Origin of the sequence: Salmonella sp. SJTUF14076, from assembly GCF_015534835.1 — a bacterium.
GTDB lineage: Bacteria > Pseudomonadota > Gammaproteobacteria > Enterobacterales > Enterobacteriaceae > Salmonella > Salmonella enterica.
On record NZ_CP064674.1, the window covers coordinates 1,583,375 to 1,600,929 of the forward strand.

18 protein-coding genes are annotated in these 17,555 nt (G+C 55.6%); 10 read left to right on the plus strand and 8 right to left on the minus strand.

Going from position 1 to position 17,555, the window contains the following annotated elements:
- Positions 1-21: 21 nt before the first annotated feature.
- A complete protein-coding gene (gene rbn / locus HU143_RS07600; protein ID WP_023226614.1) occupies positions 22-939 on the minus strand; it encodes a ribonuclease BN in 918 nt (305 codons plus the stop codon).
- A gap of 60 nt (positions 940-999) precedes the next feature.
- Between rbn and HU143_RS07605 the strand changes: the two genes are divergently transcribed.
- The 9 genes from HU143_RS07605 (at position 1,000) to pmrD (ending at position 9,281) form a co-directional block, all read left to right on the plus strand.
- Complete coding sequence (locus HU143_RS07605; RefSeq protein WP_000568153.1) at positions 1,000-1,461, plus strand: GNAT family N-acetyltransferase; 462 nt, start codon at positions 1,000-1,002, stop codon at positions 1,459-1,461.
- 54 nt (positions 1,462-1,515) lie between these two features.
- A complete protein-coding gene (elaB, locus tag HU143_RS07610; protein WP_001522308.1) occupies positions 1,516-1,821 on the plus strand; it encodes a stress response protein ElaB in 306 nt (101 codons plus the stop codon).
- A gap of 100 nt (positions 1,822-1,921) precedes the next feature.
- Positions 1,922-3,217 (plus strand): isochorismate synthase MenF, encoded by a 1,296-nt coding sequence (gene menF / locus HU143_RS07615; protein WP_023226615.1) that lies wholly within the window; start codon positions 1,922-1,924, stop codon positions 3,215-3,217.
- Positions 3,218-3,302: 85 nt separating this feature from the next.
- The gene (menD, locus tag HU143_RS07620; protein WP_023226616.1) at positions 3,303-4,973 is read left to right on the plus strand and encodes a 2-succinyl-5-enolpyruvyl-6-hydroxy-3-cyclohexene-1-carboxylic-acid synthase; all 1,671 of its coding nucleotides are present in this window, start codon (positions 3,303-3,305) and stop codon (positions 4,971-4,973) included.
- Entirely contained in the window at positions 4,970-5,728 is a 759-nt protein-coding gene (gene menH, locus HU143_RS07625; protein ID WP_023226617.1) for a 2-succinyl-6-hydroxy-2,4-cyclohexadiene-1-carboxylate synthase, read from the plus strand. The genes menD and menH overlap by 4 nt, the downstream gene beginning before the upstream one ends.
- Before the next feature lie 14 nt (positions 5,729-5,742).
- The gene (menB, locus tag HU143_RS07630) at positions 5,743-6,600 is read left to right on the plus strand and encodes a 1,4-dihydroxy-2-naphthoyl-CoA synthase (RefSeq protein WP_000640013.1); all 858 of its coding nucleotides are present in this window, start codon (positions 5,743-5,745) and stop codon (positions 6,598-6,600) included.
- On the plus strand, positions 6,600-7,562 hold the full coding sequence (gene menC, locus HU143_RS07635; RefSeq protein ID WP_001255563.1) for an o-succinylbenzoate synthase: 963 nt from the start codon (positions 6,600-6,602) through the stop codon (positions 7,560-7,562). The genes menB and menC overlap by 1 nt, the downstream gene beginning before the upstream one ends.
- Complete coding sequence (gene menE, locus HU143_RS07640) at positions 7,559-8,926, plus strand: o-succinylbenzoate--CoA ligase (protein ID WP_023226618.1); 1,368 nt, start codon at positions 7,559-7,561, stop codon at positions 8,924-8,926. Before menC ends, menE begins: the two co-directional genes overlap by 4 nt.
- A gap of 97 nt (positions 8,927-9,023) precedes the next feature.
- Positions 9,024-9,281 (plus strand): signal transduction protein PmrD, encoded by a 258-nt coding sequence (pmrD, locus tag HU143_RS07645; protein ID WP_000455132.1) that lies wholly within the window; start codon positions 9,024-9,026, stop codon positions 9,279-9,281.
- Here the strand turns inward: pmrD and arnF are convergent.
- Genes arnF through arnB form a run of 7 tightly spaced genes read right to left on the minus strand, consistent with a single transcriptional unit; the run spans position 9,276 to position 16,628 of the window.
- The gene (arnF, locus tag HU143_RS07650) at positions 9,276-9,653 is read right to left on the minus strand and encodes a 4-amino-4-deoxy-L-arabinose-phosphoundecaprenol flippase subunit ArnF (protein ID WP_000538696.1); all 378 of its coding nucleotides are present in this window, start codon (positions 9,651-9,653) and stop codon (positions 9,276-9,278) included. The genes pmrD and arnF overlap by 6 nt on opposite strands.
- On the minus strand, positions 9,653-9,988 hold the full coding sequence (arnE, locus tag HU143_RS07655) for a 4-amino-4-deoxy-L-arabinose-phosphoundecaprenol flippase subunit ArnE (RefSeq protein WP_000579484.1): 336 nt from the start codon (positions 9,986-9,988) through the stop codon (positions 9,653-9,655). Before arnE ends, arnF begins: the two co-directional genes overlap by 1 nt.
- The gene (arnT, locus tag HU143_RS07660) at positions 9,985-11,631 is read right to left on the minus strand and encodes a lipid IV(A) 4-amino-4-deoxy-L-arabinosyltransferase (protein WP_001581234.1); all 1,647 of its coding nucleotides are present in this window, start codon (positions 11,629-11,631) and stop codon (positions 9,985-9,987) included. The genes arnE and arnT overlap by 4 nt, the downstream gene beginning before the upstream one ends.
- Positions 11,628-12,527 carry a 4-deoxy-4-formamido-L-arabinose-phosphoundecaprenol deformylase gene (gene arnD, locus HU143_RS07665; protein WP_000169760.1) on the minus strand — a complete coding sequence of 300 codons (900 nt, stop codon included), beginning with the start codon at positions 12,525-12,527 and terminating at the stop codon, positions 11,628-11,630. The genes arnT and arnD overlap by 4 nt, the downstream gene beginning before the upstream one ends.
- Positions 12,524-14,506, minus strand: coding sequence for a bifunctional UDP-4-amino-4-deoxy-L-arabinose formyltransferase/UDP-glucuronic acid oxidase ArnA (gene arnA / locus HU143_RS07670; protein ID WP_051129351.1), 1,983 nt, complete (start codon positions 14,504-14,506; stop codon positions 12,524-12,526). Before arnA ends, arnD begins: the two co-directional genes overlap by 4 nt.
- Positions 14,503-15,486, minus strand: a complete 984-nt coding sequence (gene arnC, locus HU143_RS07675; protein ID WP_000458893.1) for an undecaprenyl-phosphate 4-deoxy-4-formamido-L-arabinose transferase — start codon at positions 15,484-15,486, stop codon at positions 14,503-14,505. Before arnC ends, arnA begins: the two co-directional genes overlap by 4 nt.
- A 2-nt stretch (positions 15,487-15,488) precedes the next feature.
- A complete protein-coding gene (gene arnB / locus HU143_RS07680) occupies positions 15,489-16,628 on the minus strand; it encodes a UDP-4-amino-4-deoxy-L-arabinose aminotransferase (protein WP_023226621.1) in 1,140 nt (379 codons plus the stop codon).
- Between the two features lie 298 nt (positions 16,629-16,926).
- On the opposite strand from arnB, the gene pmrG reads away from it, so the two are divergent.
- Positions 16,927-17,532: a lipopolysaccharide core heptose(II)-phosphate phosphatase PmrG gene (gene pmrG, locus HU143_RS07685; RefSeq protein ID WP_023226622.1), complete on the plus strand. Its 606-nt coding sequence runs from the start codon at positions 16,927-16,929 to the stop codon at positions 17,530-17,532.
- The last annotated feature ends 23 nt before the right edge of the window (positions 17,533-17,555 follow it).

The window sequence follows — 17,555 nt, forward strand, 5'->3', positions numbered from 1 at the left end:
ATGAGGACAAAAAATGGAGCGCTAAACCGGGAAAACAGAAAAATCGTAAGCCAGCTCCGTCGCCGGGAAAATAGCGCGGCATTCCGCCAGTAAGCGCTGACAGCCTTTATCGTCATAGCGTGAGCTAATATGGGTCATGATCAGCCGACCAACGGCAGCTTCCCGCGCCAGCGTCGCGGTTTGACGGGTGGAGCTGTGTCCGCGAGCGTTGGCTTTCTCCTCCATTGACGCATCCAGCGTGGTTTCATGAACCATCACATCCACACCCTGCGCCAGTGCGAGGGCGGCCTCGCAGGGCGCGGTATCGCCGAAAATCGCCACTGATTTCCCGGCCACTGCGGGAGCAAGGTAGTCGGCGCCATTGATCTGCCTTCCATCGGCAAGCGTAACGGTTTTTCCTGCCTTCAACGCCTGAAACAGCGGGCCGGGCGTAACGCCTGCGGCTTTTAACGCCCTGGCATTCAGCGCGCCAGGCTTGTCATGTTCAACAACGCGATATCCGTAGCACGCCAGTGGATGCTCCAGCCTGAACGCGGTCACTTTACGCAGACCGTCGTCAAGAATATCGCCAGCGCTAATTTCTTCAATTTGCAACGGAAAATCGGTCCATGAACCGCTAAGGCGCAGTGTGGTTGCAATAAACTCACGCACGCCTTGAGGCCCGTATACGGTTAGCGGATGGGGATTCCCCGCCATCGACCGGCTGCATAGCAGACCCGGCAGGCCAAACAGATGATCGCCGTGAAGATGGCTGATAAAAATGCGCTCAAGCTTACCGGGATGAAACGCGGTATTAAGCATTTGATGCTGTGTCCCTTCGCCGCAATCAAAAAGCCATACTCCCGGCTGCGTTGGATGTTGCAGATGTAATAAAATTGCCGTTACATTGCGTGAGCGCGTGGGAACGCCTGCGGACGTACCTAAAAAAATTAATTCCATCTTGTCCATACACGTTTGGTTATCGTTTAACCCAAGATTACCACAACACAGGAGCGCATCATGATTGACTGGCAGGATCTCCACCATAGCGAACTTACCGTTCCTCAACTTTACGCGTTACTCAAATTGCGCTGCGCAGTCTTTGTGGTAGAACAGCGCTGTCCTTACCTGGATGTGGATGGCGATGATTTAGTTGGCGACAATCGTCATATTTTGGGCTGGCATCAGGATGAGCTGGTGGCGTATGCGAGGATTCTGAAAAGCGATAACGAATCAGACCCGGTTGTTATTGGCCGGGTGATCGTCAGCGATGCCTGGCGAGGGGCGAAACTGGGCCAGCAATTAATGGCGAAAACGCTGGAATCTTGTGGGCGGCACTGGCCGGATAAGCCGCTATATCTGGGGGCGCAGGCGCATCTAGAACCTTTTTATGCGCGGTTTGGTTTTATTCCGGTTACCGATGTTTATGACGAAGACGGCATTCCGCACCGGGGAATGGCGCGGGAGGTTCATCAGGCATAAACCGAAACCGTTGACTATAGTTAGGAGCAGGTGTTAACACAACGGAGAATGAGAATGTCATATCAATTTGGTGAATCACGTGTTGATGATGATCTGACTTTGCTCAGCGAAACGCTGGAAGAGGTTTTACGTTCCTCAGGCGATCCCGCCGATCAAAAATACATTGAGCTGAAAGCCCGCGCGGAACAAGCGCTGGAAGAGGTGAAAAACCGCGTAAGCCATGCGTCGGATAGCTATTATTACCGGGCAAAGCAGGCCGTTTATAAAGCGGATGACTACGTTCATGAAAAACCCTGGCAGGGTATTGGCGTAGGCGCGGCGGTAGGACTGGTGCTTGGACTGCTGCTGGCGCGGCGCTAAATCCCCCCACTGAACAGAATTGCAACCCTCCCTAAATGAGGTACTGCTTTTTTAGGGCAGTACCCCGTATAATGTGGGGTTTTTAACAGGGAGGGTCCGCGTGCATTCTATTACTACTGCGCTGGAAAATCTGACGCGTCAGCTATCGCAAGAGATACCGGCGACGCCAGGGCTTTGCGTTTTCGATGCGCCTTTCCCTTTAAACGATGCCTTCGATGCATTGAGCTGGCTGGCCAGCCAGTCATCCTTTCCGCAATTCTACTGGCAACAGCGCAATGGCGACGAAGAAGCTGCCGTTCTCGGGGCCATCACCGTATTTTCATCGCTCGATCTGGCGCAACGGTTTTTACGTCAGCACGCGCAGCCTGACCTGCGTATTTGGGGGCTGAATGCGTTCGAGCCGAAAGAGGGCTACTTATTGCTGCCGCGGCTGGAGTGGCGACGTAGCGGGGGTACGGCGACCTTACGCTTACATCTGCACAGTGACGTTTCGCTACGCGATGATGCGCGCCAGGCGAAAGCGTTTCTCGCTTCTCTGGTCGGTATTAAGCCTGTTCCGGCGCTGCGCCTTTCGCTCACGAGCGAACAACACTGGCCGGACAAAGACGGTTGGGTGAAGCTGATTCAGCAGGCCACCCACACCATTGCGCAAGAGGCGTTTGATAAAGTTGTGCTGGCGCGGGCCACCGACTTACAGTTCTCCCGTCCGGTCAATGCCGCCGCGATGATGGCGTCCAGTCGTCGTTTAAATCTCAACTGCTACCACTTTTTTATGGCCTTTTCCGCCGATACCGCCTTTCTGGGATCATCGCCGGAGCGGCTCTGGCGGCGGCGTGAAACGGCGCTGCGTACCGAAGCGCTGGCCGGGACGGTGGCGAACCATCCGGATAACCATAAAGCCTGGCAGCTTGGCGAATGGTTAATGAAAGACGATAAAAACCAGCGAGAAAATATGCTGGTTGTCGAAGACATCTGCCAGCGACTGCAAAACTGCACCCACTCGCTGGATGTGCTGCCGCCGCAGGTGCTCAGACTGCGCAAGGTTCAGCATTTGCGCCGCTGTATCTGGACGGCGCTTAATCAGGCGGACGACACGCTCTGCCTGCACCAGTTACAGCCTACCGCAGCGGTCGCCGGGATCCCTCGTGAACCCGCGCGTTGTTTTATAGAACAACATGAGCCGTTCGAACGTGAATGGTATGCCGGGTCGGCAGGCTATCTCTCCACGCGGCAAAGTGAGTTTTGCGTGACGTTACGTTCAGCCAAAGTGACGACCAATGTGGTGCGATTGTATGCCGGCGCGGGAATCGTCCGCGGCTCCGATCCGGAACAGGAATGGCAGGAAATAGATAATAAAGCGGCCGGGTTACGTACCTTATTGCAGATGGATGCGTAATGAGTCACATATTCCCGACCCATATCAATAATCCATTTTTGCAGCTCTTTATACTTAGTCCCAATGATTGATACCGGACAAACTCATGTCAGTAAGTGCATTTAACCGGCGCTGGGCGGCGGTCATCCTGGAAGCCTTAACCCGTCATGGCGTCAGGCATGTTTGTATCGCCCCTGGTTCCCGTTCCACGCCGCTCACGTTGGCGGCGGCAGAGAATCCTGCTTTTATTCACCATACGCACTTTGATGAGCGTGGGCTTGGTCATCTGGCGTTAGGGCTGGCGAAAGTCAGCCAACAGCCGGTTGCCGTTATTGTCACTTCAGGTACCGCCGTGGCGAATCTCTATCCGGCGTTGATTGAGGCGGGGCTGACGGGCGAGAAGCTCATTTTACTTACAGCCGATCGCCCGCCGGAGCTGATTGACTGCGGCGCCAACCAGGCGATCCGTCAGGCGGGGATGTTTGCCTCGCACCCCTCCCAAACTCTGTCGTTGCCGCGTCCCTCGCAGGATATTCCGGCGCGCTGGCTGGTGTCGACCATCGACAATGCGCTCGCCATGCTTCATGCGGGCGCGCTGCACATTAACTGTCCTTTTGCCGAACCGCTGTATGGCGATATGAATGACACCGGTCTGGTCTGGCAGCAGCGTCTCGGCGACTGGTGGCAGGATGAAAAACCCTGGCTGCGCGAAGCGCGTCGACTGGAAAGCGACAAACAGCGCGACTGGTTCTTCTGGCGACAAAAACGCGGCGTTGTCGTCGCCGGGCGTATGAGCGCGGAAGAAGGCAAAAAAGTGGCGCAGTGGGCGCAAACTCTGGGATGGCCATTAATTGGCGACGTATTGTCGCAAACCGGGCAGCCGCTGCCGTGCGCCGACCTGTGGCTCGGCAACGCCAAAGCGGTGACCGAACTGCAGCAGGCGCAAATTGTCGTCCAGCTTGGCAGTAGCCTTACCGGAAAACGCTTACTGCAATGGCAGGCAACCTGCGAGCCGGAAGAGTACTGGGTAATCGACAATATTGAAGGTCGTCTGGACCCTGCGCACCATCGTGGACGCAGACTGGTAGCGAAAATCGCCGACTGGCTGGAACTACATCCGGCGGAAAAACGTAAACCGTGGTGTGTAGAGATCCCGCGTCTGGCGGAACTGGCGTGGCAACGGGTGGTCGCGCAGCGAGACACCTTTGGCGAAGCGCAGCTGGCGCACCGTATCCGCGACTATCTGCCGGAGCAGGGGCAATTGTTCGTGGGCAATAGTCTGGTGGTACGTCTGATCGACGCGCTGTCACAGTTGCCGGCCGGCTATCCGGTATACAGCAATCGCGGGGCAAGCGGCATTGACGGCCTGCTTTCCACGGCGGCGGGCGTGCAGCGCGCCAGCGCTAAATCGACGCTGGCTATCGTCGGCGATTTATCCGCGCTGTACGATCTTAACGCGCTGGCGTTACTACGTCAGGTATCCGCGCCGTTTGTGTTGATTGTGGTCAACAATAACGGCGGGCAGATCTTTTCCCTGCTGCCGACGCCGCAAAGCAAACGTGAGCGCTTTTATTTGATGCCGCAAAACGTCCATTTTGACCATGCGGCCGCCATGTTTAACCTGCGCTATCATCGCCCGAAAAACTGGGAAGAACTGGAGTCTGCGCTGGCTGGCGCGTGGCGAACCCCGGCGACAACGGTGATTGAGCTGGTGGTAAACGATACGGACGGCGCGCAGACGTTGCAGCAACTTTTGGCTCAGGTAAGCCATTTATGATGTTGCACGCGCAGCACATGCCCGGACAGCCTGGGGCGCCCTCGCTGGTTTTCCTGCACGGTTTTTCTGGCGATTGCCGCGAATGGCAGCCGGTTGGCGAACAGTTTCACGGCTGTTCGCGGCTCTATATTGACTTACCGGGACATGGCGGATCTGCGGCTATTCCGGTCGGCAGATTTGCCGATGTCATCAGATTACTGCGCGCTACGTTAATTAGTTACAACATACTAAAGTTTTGGTTGGTGGGATACTCCCTTGGCGGCCGGGTGGCGATGATGGCAGCCTGCCAGGGAATACCAGGCCTGTGCGGCCTGGTGGTTGAAGGCGGTCATCCGGGGCTGCAAAATGAACAGGCGCGCGCTGAAAGACGATTGTCCGACGGGCGCTGGGCAGAGCGTTTTCGTCATGAACCATTGACTGAGGTTTTTCACGACTGGTATCAGCAGCCGGTGTTCGCCTCGCTGACGGCGCAGCAAAGGCAGGCGCTGACGGCGCTGCGTAGCCAGAATAACGGCGAAACGCTGGCTGCGATGCTGGAGGCGACATCGCTTGCCGTCCAGCCGGATTTACGCGAGGCGCTCAACGCGCTGGCATTTCCGTTTTATTATTTATGTGGCGAACGCGACAGCAAATTCCGCGCCCTGGCGCAGGAAGTGGCGGCGACATGCCATGTTATTCGTAACGCCGGACACAACGCGCATCGGGAAAACCCCGCTGGCGTGGTAGACAGTCTGGCTCAGATTCTGCGTCTCTGACTAAAGGACACACTATGATCTATCCTGATGAAACAATGCTTTACGCACCGGTAGAATGGCACGACTGCTCGGAGGGTTACACCGACATTCGTTATGAAAAATCCACCGACGGTATTGCAAAAATCACCATTAATCGTCCGCAGGTGCGCAATGCATTTCGTCCGTTGACCGTCAAAGAGATGATTCAGGCGCTGGCGGATGCCCGTTACGACGACAACGTGGGCGTGATTATTCTGACCGGCGAAGGCGATAAAGCGTTTTGCGCGGGCGGCGACCAGAAGGTGCGCGGCGATTACGGCGGTTATCAGGATGACTCCGGCGTGCATCACCTGAACGTGCTGGACTTCCAGCGCCAGATTCGCACCTGTCCAAAACCGGTTGTCGCGATGGTCGCGGGATATTCCATCGGCGGTGGCCATGTGCTGCACATGATGTGTGACCTGACCATCGCGGCGGAAAACGCCATCTTCGGCCAGACTGGTCCGAAAGTTGGCTCCTTTGACGGCGGCTGGGGCGCTTCGTATATGGCGCGTATCGTTGGTCAGAAGAAAGCGCGTGAAATCTGGTTCCTGTGCCGCCAGTACGATGCGCAACAGGCGCTGGATATGGGGCTGGTTAACACTGTGGTTCCGCTGGCGGATCTGGAAAAAGAGACCGTGCGCTGGTGCCGCGAAATGTTGCAAAACAGTCCGATGGCGCTGCGTTGCCTGAAAGCGGCGCTGAATGCCGATTGTGACGGTCAGGCCGGGCTGCAGGAGCTGGCGGGCAACGCTACCATGCTGTTCTACATGACCGAAGAAGGGCAGGAAGGCCGTAACGCCTTTAACCAGAAGCGTCAGCCTGACTTCAGCAAATTCAAACGGAACCCATAATGCGTAGCGCGCAGGTATACCGCTGGCAGATCCCCATGGACGCGGGGGTGGTTCTGCGCGACAGGCGGTTAAAAACTCGCGACGGGCTGTATGTTTGTCTGCGTGACGGCGAGCGTGAAGGGTGGGGAGAGATCTCCCCGCTGCCGGGCTTCAGTCAGGAAACGTGGGAAGAGGCGCAGACGGCGCTCCTGACATGGGTGAATGACTGGCTTCAGGGGAGCGAGGGATTACCGGAGATGCCTTCGGTCGCGTTTGGCGCAAGCTGCGCGCTGGCGGAACTGACTGGCGTATTGCCGGAGGCGGCGGACTATCGCGCTGCGCCGTTATGCACTGGCGATCCTGACGATCTGGTGCTGCGGCTTGCCGATATGCCCGGCGAGAAAATCGCTAAGGTCAAAGTGGGTCTCTATGAAGCGGTACGCGACGGCATGGTGGTTAATTTGCTGCTGGAGGCGATCCCGGATCTGCATCTGCGTCTGGATGCGAATCGCGCCTGGACGCCGCTAAAAGCCCAACAGTTCGCAAAGTATGTTAATCCGGATTACCGCGCTCGTATCGCCTTTCTCGAAGAACCGTGTAAGACGCGGGATGATTCCCGCGCCTTTGCCCGTGAAACCGGCATCGCGATTGCCTGGGACGAAAGTCTGCGCGAAGCGGATTTCACCTTTGAAGCCGAAGAGGGCGTCAGGGCTGTGGTTATCAAACCTACGCTGACCGGATCGCTTGATAAAGTGCGTGAGCAAGTCGCTGCCGCCCATGCGTTGGGACTGACGGCGGTCATCAGCTCTTCGATCGAGTCCAGCCTCGGCCTGACGCAACTGGCGCGGATTGCCGCCTGGTTGACGCCGGGAACGCTGCCCGGACTGGATACCTTGCATCTGATGCAGGCGCAACAGGTTCGCCCCTGGCCCGGTAGCGCGTTGCCTTGTCTGAAGCGTGATGAGCTGGAACGACTGTTATGACATTCACGGACTGGCCGTGGCGCCACTGGCGTCAGGTTCGCAGTCAGGCGCCCGCTCTGCGCCTGAACGATGAAGTGCTAAGCTGGCGCGCCCTCTGTGAGCGTATTGATGCGCTGGCGGACGGGTTTGCCGCGCAGGGCGTACGCGAGGGCGACGGTGTCCTGCTGCGCGCCGGGAATCAGCCGCGCACTCTGTTGGCATGGCTTGCGCTGATGCAGTGCGGCGCGCGGGTTCTGCCCGTCAACCCGCAGTTGCCCCAGACGTTGCTGGAGGCGCTGGTGCCGAAGTTAACGCTGCGTTTTGCGCTGACACTGGAAGGCGAAAACGCGTTTTCCGGATTAACCTCGTTGCAGATACAAAAGAGCACAGCGGCGTATGCCGTGGCCTGGCAACCGCAGCGTCTGGTTTCCATGACGCTGACATCGGGTTCCACAGGATTGCCAAAAGCGGCCGTACATACGTGCCAGGCGCATCTTGCCAGCGCGCAGGGAGTGCTTTCGCTAATGCCGTTTGGCCCGCAGGATGACTGGCTGCTATCGCTGCCGCTGTTTCATGTATCCGGGCAGGGTATTATGTGGCGCTGGCTCTTCGCCGGGGCGCGCATGACGGTACGCGATAAGCAACCGCTGGAGCAGATGCTGGCAGGGTGTACTCATGCTTCGCTGGTGCCGACGCAGCTATGGCGGTTGCTGGCGAATCGGGCGGCGGTGACGCTGAAAGCCGTTTTGCTCGGCGGCGCGGTGATTCCGGTTGAACTCACCGACCAGGCCAGCAAACAAGGGATTCGCTGCTGGTGCGGGTATGGGCTCACGGAGTTCGCGTCTACAGTATGCGCCAAGGAGGCCGATGGTTCTGATGATGTGGGCGCGCCGCTCCCCGGCAGAGAGATCAGAATCGTCGATAATGAAGTCTGGCTGCGCGCCGCCAGTATGGCGGAAGGTTACTGGCGTGATGGCAAACTGATCCCGCTGGTTAATGACGAGGGCTGGTTTGCCACGCGCGATCGCGGCGAGCTGAACCACGGCAGGCTAACCATCGCCGGGCGGCTGGACAACCTGTTCTTTAGCGGCGGCGAAGGCATTCAGCCGGAGGAAGTCGAACGCGTTATTAACGCGCATCCGCTGGTGCAACAAGCCTTCGTCGTGCCGGTAGAAGATAAAGAGTTTGGCCATCGTCCCGTTGCGGTTGTGGAGTATGCATCGCAGGCCGGAGACGTGAACCTCGCTGAATGGGTTCGCGATAAACTGGCGCGTTTTCAACAGCCGGTTCGCTGGTTGACGCTGCCGTCAGAACTGAAAAACGGAGGGATTAAAATATCTCGCCGTGCGCTCCAGCAGTGGGTGTGTAAGATCTGTAAAAATTAATGTTAGGTTAATATACAACCATTCCATCGCTATTGCCGTTTTGTTTATCCGTTGATGTGTAACGTGTTATGAACAATCAGCGTGAAACGGGGGCGCTATGGAATGGTTGGTTAAGAAATCGCATTATGTCAAAAAGAGGGCGTGCCATGTTCTGGTGCTGTGCGATAGCGGCGGTTCGCTAAAAATGATCGCCGAGGCGAATTCCATGATATTACTGAGTCCCGGCGATATCCTGTCGCCTTTACAGGATGCGCAGTATTGTATTAATCGGGAAAAACACCAGACCTTAAAAATCGTTGATGCACGCTGTTATTCCTGCGACGAATGGCAGCGGTTGACGCGCAAGCCATCATGATCTGGCGGGCAGAAAAATCAGCATTACCCCCGCCATAATGCACAATACGCCGAGCATCGCTTTTAGGCTGAAAGCGCCTTGCAAACCGGGTAACAACATTGAGGCTACCCAGACAAGCACATAGCTGAGACTCAGCAGCGCATAGGCTTTGCTGAGCGCAAGCGTGTGTAATGTTTTATGCCAGCAGAAGACGGAAACCAGATACCCCGCCAAACCGGCGAATAGCGCCAGGGTCGCGGCATTAAGAGCGCCCAGCCCGGAAATAAACGCCAGCGGATGCGCTATCGATGGCAGTCGCATCATGGCGAATCCTAAACTCAACTGGGCGAGGGAGGCAATCGCAACGCTTATCAGTCCCCACATTACGCCCATTATGCCGCACTCCCCAGAATGATAATGCCGCTGATAATTAATGCGACGCCCAACCAGTGGCGGGGCGGAACCTGTTCATGCCAGATTTTCCAGGCCGCCAGCGTGACCCAGACAAAATTCAGACTCAACATCGGGTAAGCAATTCCCACCGGCAGGGTTTGTAGCACCAGCAGCCACAGCACCATCGCTGCGCCCATGCATATCAGCGCCAGGCCCAGCCACAGCATCAAGTGACGGCGGCGTCCGCCCGTCGTCAATGGCCGTGTCGCTTGCTTTTGGCAGAGCTGACCGCCAACGCTGAGCAGACTGGCAAGCACCAGAACGATGCCGATCATTTAGGCCGATACTGAATTAACACCAGACGCCCCTGATAATCAACATTGTCCGCAGGGGGAAGGGAAAGAGCGCTGATGTCTTCGTCTTTGTCTATTGAAAGTACTAGCGTAATAATGCCCTCCTGACGATGCTGGTTGAGCCAGGCGTTAAAATCGTCGGCTTTAACGAATTTATTCTGTACATCAGGATAGCTGAGACCATACCTGAGTTCGCCCGCGTGTCCGTAGAGCATAATATCGTCTCGTTTCAGACTCCAGGCCAGCCCGGCGGCGACGCCGACGTTGTCGGCAAGAATATAGCGGCTTGATGCCAAAGGCGCCTGGGTCATTTCGACAAAAAACTGGGGCTGTTTGGACTCCATCACCCTGTCGGGGATGGAAAAGCCGAACAGCAGCGCCAGTCCCAGCGGACAAAACGCGGGTAATAGGTATTTTTGGCTATGACAGAGGCTATACCAGCCCATAAACGCCCAAACAGTAAAGACGCCCCAGACGCAAAAAACTTTATAGGTTTCGATATGTGTCCACACCGGCGATTTCAACGGGCCCCATGAGGAGACGACAAACGCCGCGACGATCCCGACTAACCCGAACACCAGGTTGATCCCGCCGTTGACACGTAGCGCGGCGACGCCTTCTTTTACGTTATGCAGGACGAAGCGCGCCATGAGTATCGCTATCGGTGCGAAACAGGAAAGAACATAGGTGGGCAGTTTCCCTTTCGCAATACTGAAAAAGAGAAGCGGCATGATCGTCCATCCGAGCAAATAGAATGCGCCGTTTCGCTCGCGCCAGCCCAGTTTAAGCGCGCCAGGCAGTAACCCCAGCCACGGTAAACTTCCCGCGAGCAGTACCGGCAGATAGTACCAGAAAGGGGCTTTATGCTGGGCATCGCTCATGGCGAATCGCTGGATATGCTCCACCCAGAAAAAGTAATGCCAGAAATCGGCTTCGCGTCGCGCAATGGCGATCGCCCAGGGAAGGACAACCACAAAGCAGCTCAAGACCGCCAGCCAGCCGTAAAGCAAAAAGTCCTTCCAGCGTTTCTGAACAATAACCCACGGCAGCACGCTCACCACCGGTACGGCCAGGGCGAGGAAGCCTTTAGTTAATACACCCAGACCGCAGGTTGCGCCCAGTAGCAAAAACATCCCAATCTTGCCCGTTCGGGTCGTGGCCTGCATCCCCTGCCAGAAACAACACATCCCGGCCGTAAGCCAAAGCGCGATCATCGGGTCGAGTACCGCATACGTCCCGATACTGTAAACGGCAAAGAGGGAGAGAAATATCACGGAGGCGAGCAACGCGGTACGTTTATCCCGCCATAAGCGGAACGTCAGCCACGCCACCAGCGCTGCGGCCAGCAATGTCGTTAAAATAGCGCCGGCCCGCACGCCAAAATTGGTAGCGCCAAAAAGCCACTGACCCAGACTGTTTATCCAGTAACCGGCTATCGGTTTTTCAAAATAACGTAATCCCAGAAAATGCGGCACGATCCAGTCGCCAGACGCCAGCATCTCCCGACTTATTTCGGCATAGCGCGTTTCATCCGGCTGCCAGAGCAGGCGGCTGTTGACAGGAATAACATAGTAGAGCGCGATAAACGCGGCGAAAGCCAGATAATAGCGTATCGATTTCATCATGAGGCGCTCGCTGCCTGTTGGCACCCCAGCCAACCTTCACGGCCAGGGATGTGTCCACGTACAATTTGCCCCAACGGCAGAGACTCAGGCGATGTCGGCAGCAGTTCGCCCAGAGGACAAAAGGTGATCCCCGCGTCACGTGCACGAACGAGCAAATCTTCAAACAGCGGCTGATGGACAATACCTTCGACTTCCGCATGGATGGTATATACCGGCGTGCCTTTGTCCTGCAACATACGGGAGATAATCCAGGTATTGAACGACTGCGCCTGAACGGCGGGGCCGATAACCTCATCCCACGTGGGTAAGGTGACGGGGATTTGCGGCGTCCCTGTCTGGCCCGGCATCAGTAGCGGACGGAATAAGGTGGTTCCACGGCAATCGCTGTTATACCGCAGGTTGAACGGCTCTTTCGCACGAACAACGCGCCCATCCGCTCGCCAGCCGGCCGCGGCTGAGCAGGTGACGGGTTTTCCGATAATGGCCTCAAGCGCCGTTATGCCGCGCGCAATATCTTCTTCAAGCTGGCGGATACTCCAGTGGCCGCTGTGAGTCTGCCACGCATGGTGATCCCAGGCGTGTAGTCCCGTCTCATGGTATGTTGCCGTTTCACGAATAATCCCGGCATTGGCGTTGCCGATATTTTTTCCCGGCCAGGCGGTACCGGCCAGCAGGATATCCCAGCCGTAGAGCGAAGCGGCGTTTGAACGTAGCATTTTCCATAAAAATCGCGGTTTTATCAGACGCCAAAGATGGCGTCCCATATTGTCCGGCCCGACGCTGAAGAAAAAGCTGGCCTGAACGCCGTGGCGATGCAATGTCGCCAGCAGCCGGGGAACACCTTCACGCGTTCCTCGCAAGGTATCAACATCAATGCGTAAACCGACTTTCGTCATGATGCGCGTTCCGCGACATCTACGCTGCGCAGGAAGAAGTCCAGCGTTTCTTCAACCGTATCACGCATCGCAATAGACGGTTCCCAGCCCAGACAGCGCCTGGCATTGTCGATACTGGGTTTCCGGTGTGCGACATCCTGATAACCCTTGCCGTAATAACTACGGCTTTCGACGACCTGGAAACCGGCAAACGGTGGGAAATGGCAGCGCAGCGGATGCTTATCAAAACTGTCGAGCAACAGCGTCGCCAGTTCCTGAATACTGGCTTCGTTGTCAGGATTGCCGATATTAATGATTTTGCCATCGCACCGATCGCCCTCATTCACAATAATGCGGAATAATGCTTCGATCCCATCGCGAATATCGGTGAAACAGCGCTTCTGCTGACCACCGTCGATAAGCTTGATCGGCGTCCCTTCTACCAGGTTCAGAATCAACTGCGTTATCGCGCGTGAACTGCCGATACGCGCCGCGTTCAGGCTATCCAGCCGCGGCCCCATCCAGTTAAAGGGACGGAAAAGCGTGAAGCGCAATCCCTCTTTTTCGCCATAAGCCCAAATCACCCGGTCGAGAAGCTGTTTGGAAACGGAGTAAATCCAGCGTGGCTTATTCACCGGCCCGACGATCAGATTCGATTTGTCCTCGTCAAAAGAGGCGTCCGTACACATGCCGTACACTTCAGAGGTAGACGGGAAAACCACGCGTTTACGGTATTTCACGCAATAACGGATAATCCGCAGGTTTTCTTCAAAATCAAGTTCAAAGACGCGCAGCGGGTTGCGGGTGTATTCAATCGGGGTAGCAATCGCTACCAGCGGCAGTACGACATCGCATTTTTTGACATGATATTCGATCCATTCTGAGTGGATGCTGATATCTCCCTCCACGAAATGAAAGCGAGGGTGGAGCAGGAACCGGCTAATGGCGTTGCTGCCGATATCCATACCGTAGACCTCGTAATTCTCTTCATTCAGTAACCGTTCGGTCAAATGATTGCCGATAAAACCGTTGACGCCGAGGATGAGAACGCGAATGCGACGTTTACCGCTGGTCGCTGGTGGACGGTTCAAACGCGCGCCCGCCACCAGACCAAGCGTCTGTGCAAGCTGCGAGCCCTGTACAGTAATGCCGTCTCCGGCCTGGCCGGTAATAATCTCCAGCGCGCCATCGGCGCAGGCGACCCGCAGCGGAGAGACCGAAATTACCGAGCCGGGAAGCGCGCCCTGCGCATCCGGACAAATTCGGGAAGACCAGATAGTGAATTTTTGCGAGCCGTTATAGCTGAACGCGCCGGGCCAGGGGGCGGCTACCGCCCGCACCAGGTTATGCACCGTGGAAACCGGTTTGTGCCAGTCGATAAGGCCATCTTCCGGCCTGCGGCGACCATAATATGTAGCGTCAGACTCACGCTGGGGAACAGAAGGTATATCGCCGCATTTCATGGTGGGCAGGATGCTATTAAGCAACTGGCGCGCGGCCTGACATAGCTTATGATGCAGGGTAAGCGCAACATCGTCCTGCGCAATAGCGACGCGTTGACTGGCGACAATCTCTCCGGCGTCGGCACGTTTGACCATACGATGCAGCGTTACGCCCGTTTCGCTTTCGCCGTTAACCAGAACCCAGTTTAGCGGCGCACGGCCACGATAGGCAGGCAATAGAGAACCGTGCAGATTGAACGCGCCAGCCGGGGCGAGGTGCAGAATTTCTTCGCTTAACAGGTTGCGGTAATAGAACGAAAAAATAATATCCGGCGCAAGCTCAGCGATGCGGTCGACCCAGATAGGATGGTTTACGTTATCCGGTGCATAAACCGGAATCCCTAATTCTGCCGCCAGCTGGGAGACGGAGCCAAAAAAGGTGTTTTCCGCAGGATTGTCGGCATGAGTAAAAATCGCGGCAATCTCATACCCGGCATCCAGTACGGCCTGCACGCCCTGACATCCCATATCGTGATAGGCAAAAATAACGGCTTTCATTGGTGACTTTCCTCAGTAAACGGCGTGCTTTCCGGGTAGATAACTTGTTGAACAAAATAGCGGGGGCGGGCGCGGACATCGTTATAAATGCGACCGATGTATTCGCCCAGCAGTCCCATACCGATGAATTGCGCGCCGATGAAGGTAAACAGGACGGCAAAGAGCATAAATACGCCTTCCGCCGCCCACTGCGGCCCCAGCGCCAGGCGAAGTACAATAAGCAATACCGACAGGCTAAACCCGCCGATGGCGATAACGCTGCCCAGCAGGCTCAACAGGCGCAGCGGCGTCGTCGTCAGGCAGGTCACCAGGTCATACATCAGGTTAATGAGACGCATAAAACTGTATTTAGAGTCGCCAAATTCACGTTCAGCGTGATGCACCGGGATCTCGGTAGCCCGACGAGCGAAAATGTTGGCCAGAATAGGGATAAAGGTGCTGCGTTCATGGCAGCGCAACATAGTATCGATAATAGGGCGGCGATAGGCGCGTAACATGCAGCCGTAATCGCCCATCGCTTTGCCCGTTGTGCGCTGGATCAGTAGATTAATGATTTTTGACGCCGATTTGCGAAACAGGCTGTCCTGTCGGTTCTGGCGCACGGTGCCTACCACATCGAACCCTTCATCGGCTTTCGCCACCAGACGTGGGATCTCTTCCGGCGGGTTTTGCAGATCGGCATCCAGCGTAATGATAAGATCGCCGCTTACATGGCTAAACCCCGCCATAATCGCTGCATGTTGACCGTAGTTACGGTTGAGTAAAATAGAGATGATATGGCTATCGGCCTCCTGGGACGCCTTAACCATCAGCTCCGCCGAGCTATCGCTGCTACCATCATCTATCAATAAAATCTCCCACGCTTTGCCCAGGCTCTCGCAGGCGGTGGTGGTGCGTCTTATCAATTCCGGCAGGCTTTCCTGTTCGTTATAGACAGGAATAACCACCGAGACTTTTTTTATGGGGGCGGCGTCAAACATGCTTATTGTCCTGCTATCTGATGAAGGGCGGTAATGACCCGATCAAAGTCACTCTCGGTCATGTCCGGGAAGAGCGGCAGTGAGCAGATCCGCTCGCTGTTCCACTCGGTGTCAGGCAGCGTGAGCGTTGGGAAACGTTCGCGATAATATTTTTGCGTATGCGCGGCGCGGAAATGCAGCCCTGTGCCGATGCCTTTCGTTTTCAGCGATGCCATCAGAGCATCCCGGGTAATACCGCAGCGGGCTTCATCGACCCGGATAATGAATAAATGCCAGGCGTGAATATGCTCCCACGACGGAAGGCTCAGAGGCTGAAAAGGCAGGTCTGCCATTGCCTGGTGGTACTGCGCTGCGATGGCGGCGCGGCGAGCGTTAAGCGCATCCAGTTTCTGTAACTGAGCAAGCGCGATAGCGGCGTTGAGGTCGGGCAAATTATATTTGTAGCCCGGCGCCAGGACTTCCGCTTGTGGCGCGCGTCCTCCGCTCTGTCGATCCCAGGCATCAACGCCAAGCCCGTGAAACTTGAGACTGCGCAGTTTATCGGCGAATTGCGGGTTGTCCGTGACGACGATACCGCCTTCAGCGCAGGTAATGTTCTTAATGGCGTGGAAGGAGAAAATCGCGGTGCCCCGGGCGCCAATGTGGCGACCTTTGTATCTGGTTCCTGTCGCGTGCGCCGCGTCTTCAATCACCGGAATGCCATAACGCTCGCCAAGAGCGTAAATAGCGTCCAGATCGGCGGGCGCGCCAGCGTAGTGGACGGGGATAATTGCTTTGGTTTGTGGCGTAATCGCGGCTTCGATATGTTCAGGCGTGACCATCAGCGTATCGCGATCGACATCGACCATGACGGGATTCGCGCCGAGTAAAACGATCATATTTAGCGTAGAAACCCACGTCATTGACGGTGTAATGACCTCGTCGCCTTCACCAATGCCCAGCGCCATCAACGCGATGTGCATACCGGCAGTGGCTGAACTGACGGCAACGGCATATTGATTGCTAGTTAACCGACAAAACGCCGCTTCCAGTTCCTGATTTTTCGGGCCGGTTGTTATCCAACCTGAGTCCAGTACGGTCTTAACAGCAGCAAGCTCTTCCGCGCCCATCGCCGGACGGGAGAAAGGCAAAAAGTCCGACATCATTTTTCCTTCAGCCATTGAAAGCCGCTTTTCAAATATTTCGGCAATAGAAAAGGGCTTATTTTTTAACGCATTTAGCTGAACCCTACTGGATGAAGATTAAATTAACATTAAGAAATTAAGGTGAAGTAAAAAGATAATTTTTAACGGAATTATGCTTTGCTTTCGCCGAAAGTTTAAGGCATTTTATGCATGCCCAAAAGCTGTTTTTATGTTTCTGGTCTGGTCTTCCGTCGCGGAATTTCATTTTAATCGTATTGCTATTAAGTTAGCTGCACTGTCTGCCTGAGAGGTTAATGTGCTGGCATTTACCCTACGCTTTATTAAAAACAAACGCTATTTCGCGATTCTGGCGGGGGCGTTGGTTATTATCGCCGGGTTGGCCTCACAACATGCCTGGAGCGGTAACGGTCTACCGCAGATTAACGGTAAAGCGCTGGCGGCGCTGGCGAAGCAGCATCCGGTAGTCGTGTTATTCCGCCATGCCGAGCGGTGCGATCGTTCCGATAATACCTGCCTGTCAGACAGCACGGGGATTACGGTCAACGGTGCGCAAGATGCCAGAGCGCTGGGTAAAGCCTTCAGTGCCGATATACAAAATTACAATCTCTATTCCAGTAATACGGTGCGCACCATCCAGTCGGCAACCTGGTTTTCTGCGGGCAAGTCGCTTACGGTGGATAAAAAAATGATGGATTGCGGCAGCGGTATTTATGCTTCAATCAATACGTTACTGAAAAAGTCGCAGAATAAAAATATAGTCATTTTTACCCATAATCATTGTTTGACGTATATTGCAAAAAATAAGCGCGGCGTAAAGTTTGATCCGGACTATCTTAATGCGCTCGTTATGCATGCGGAAAACGGAAAACTCTTTTTAGATGGTGAATTTGTTCCCGGCTAGCCGCATGTTAAAAGCGTAAAGAC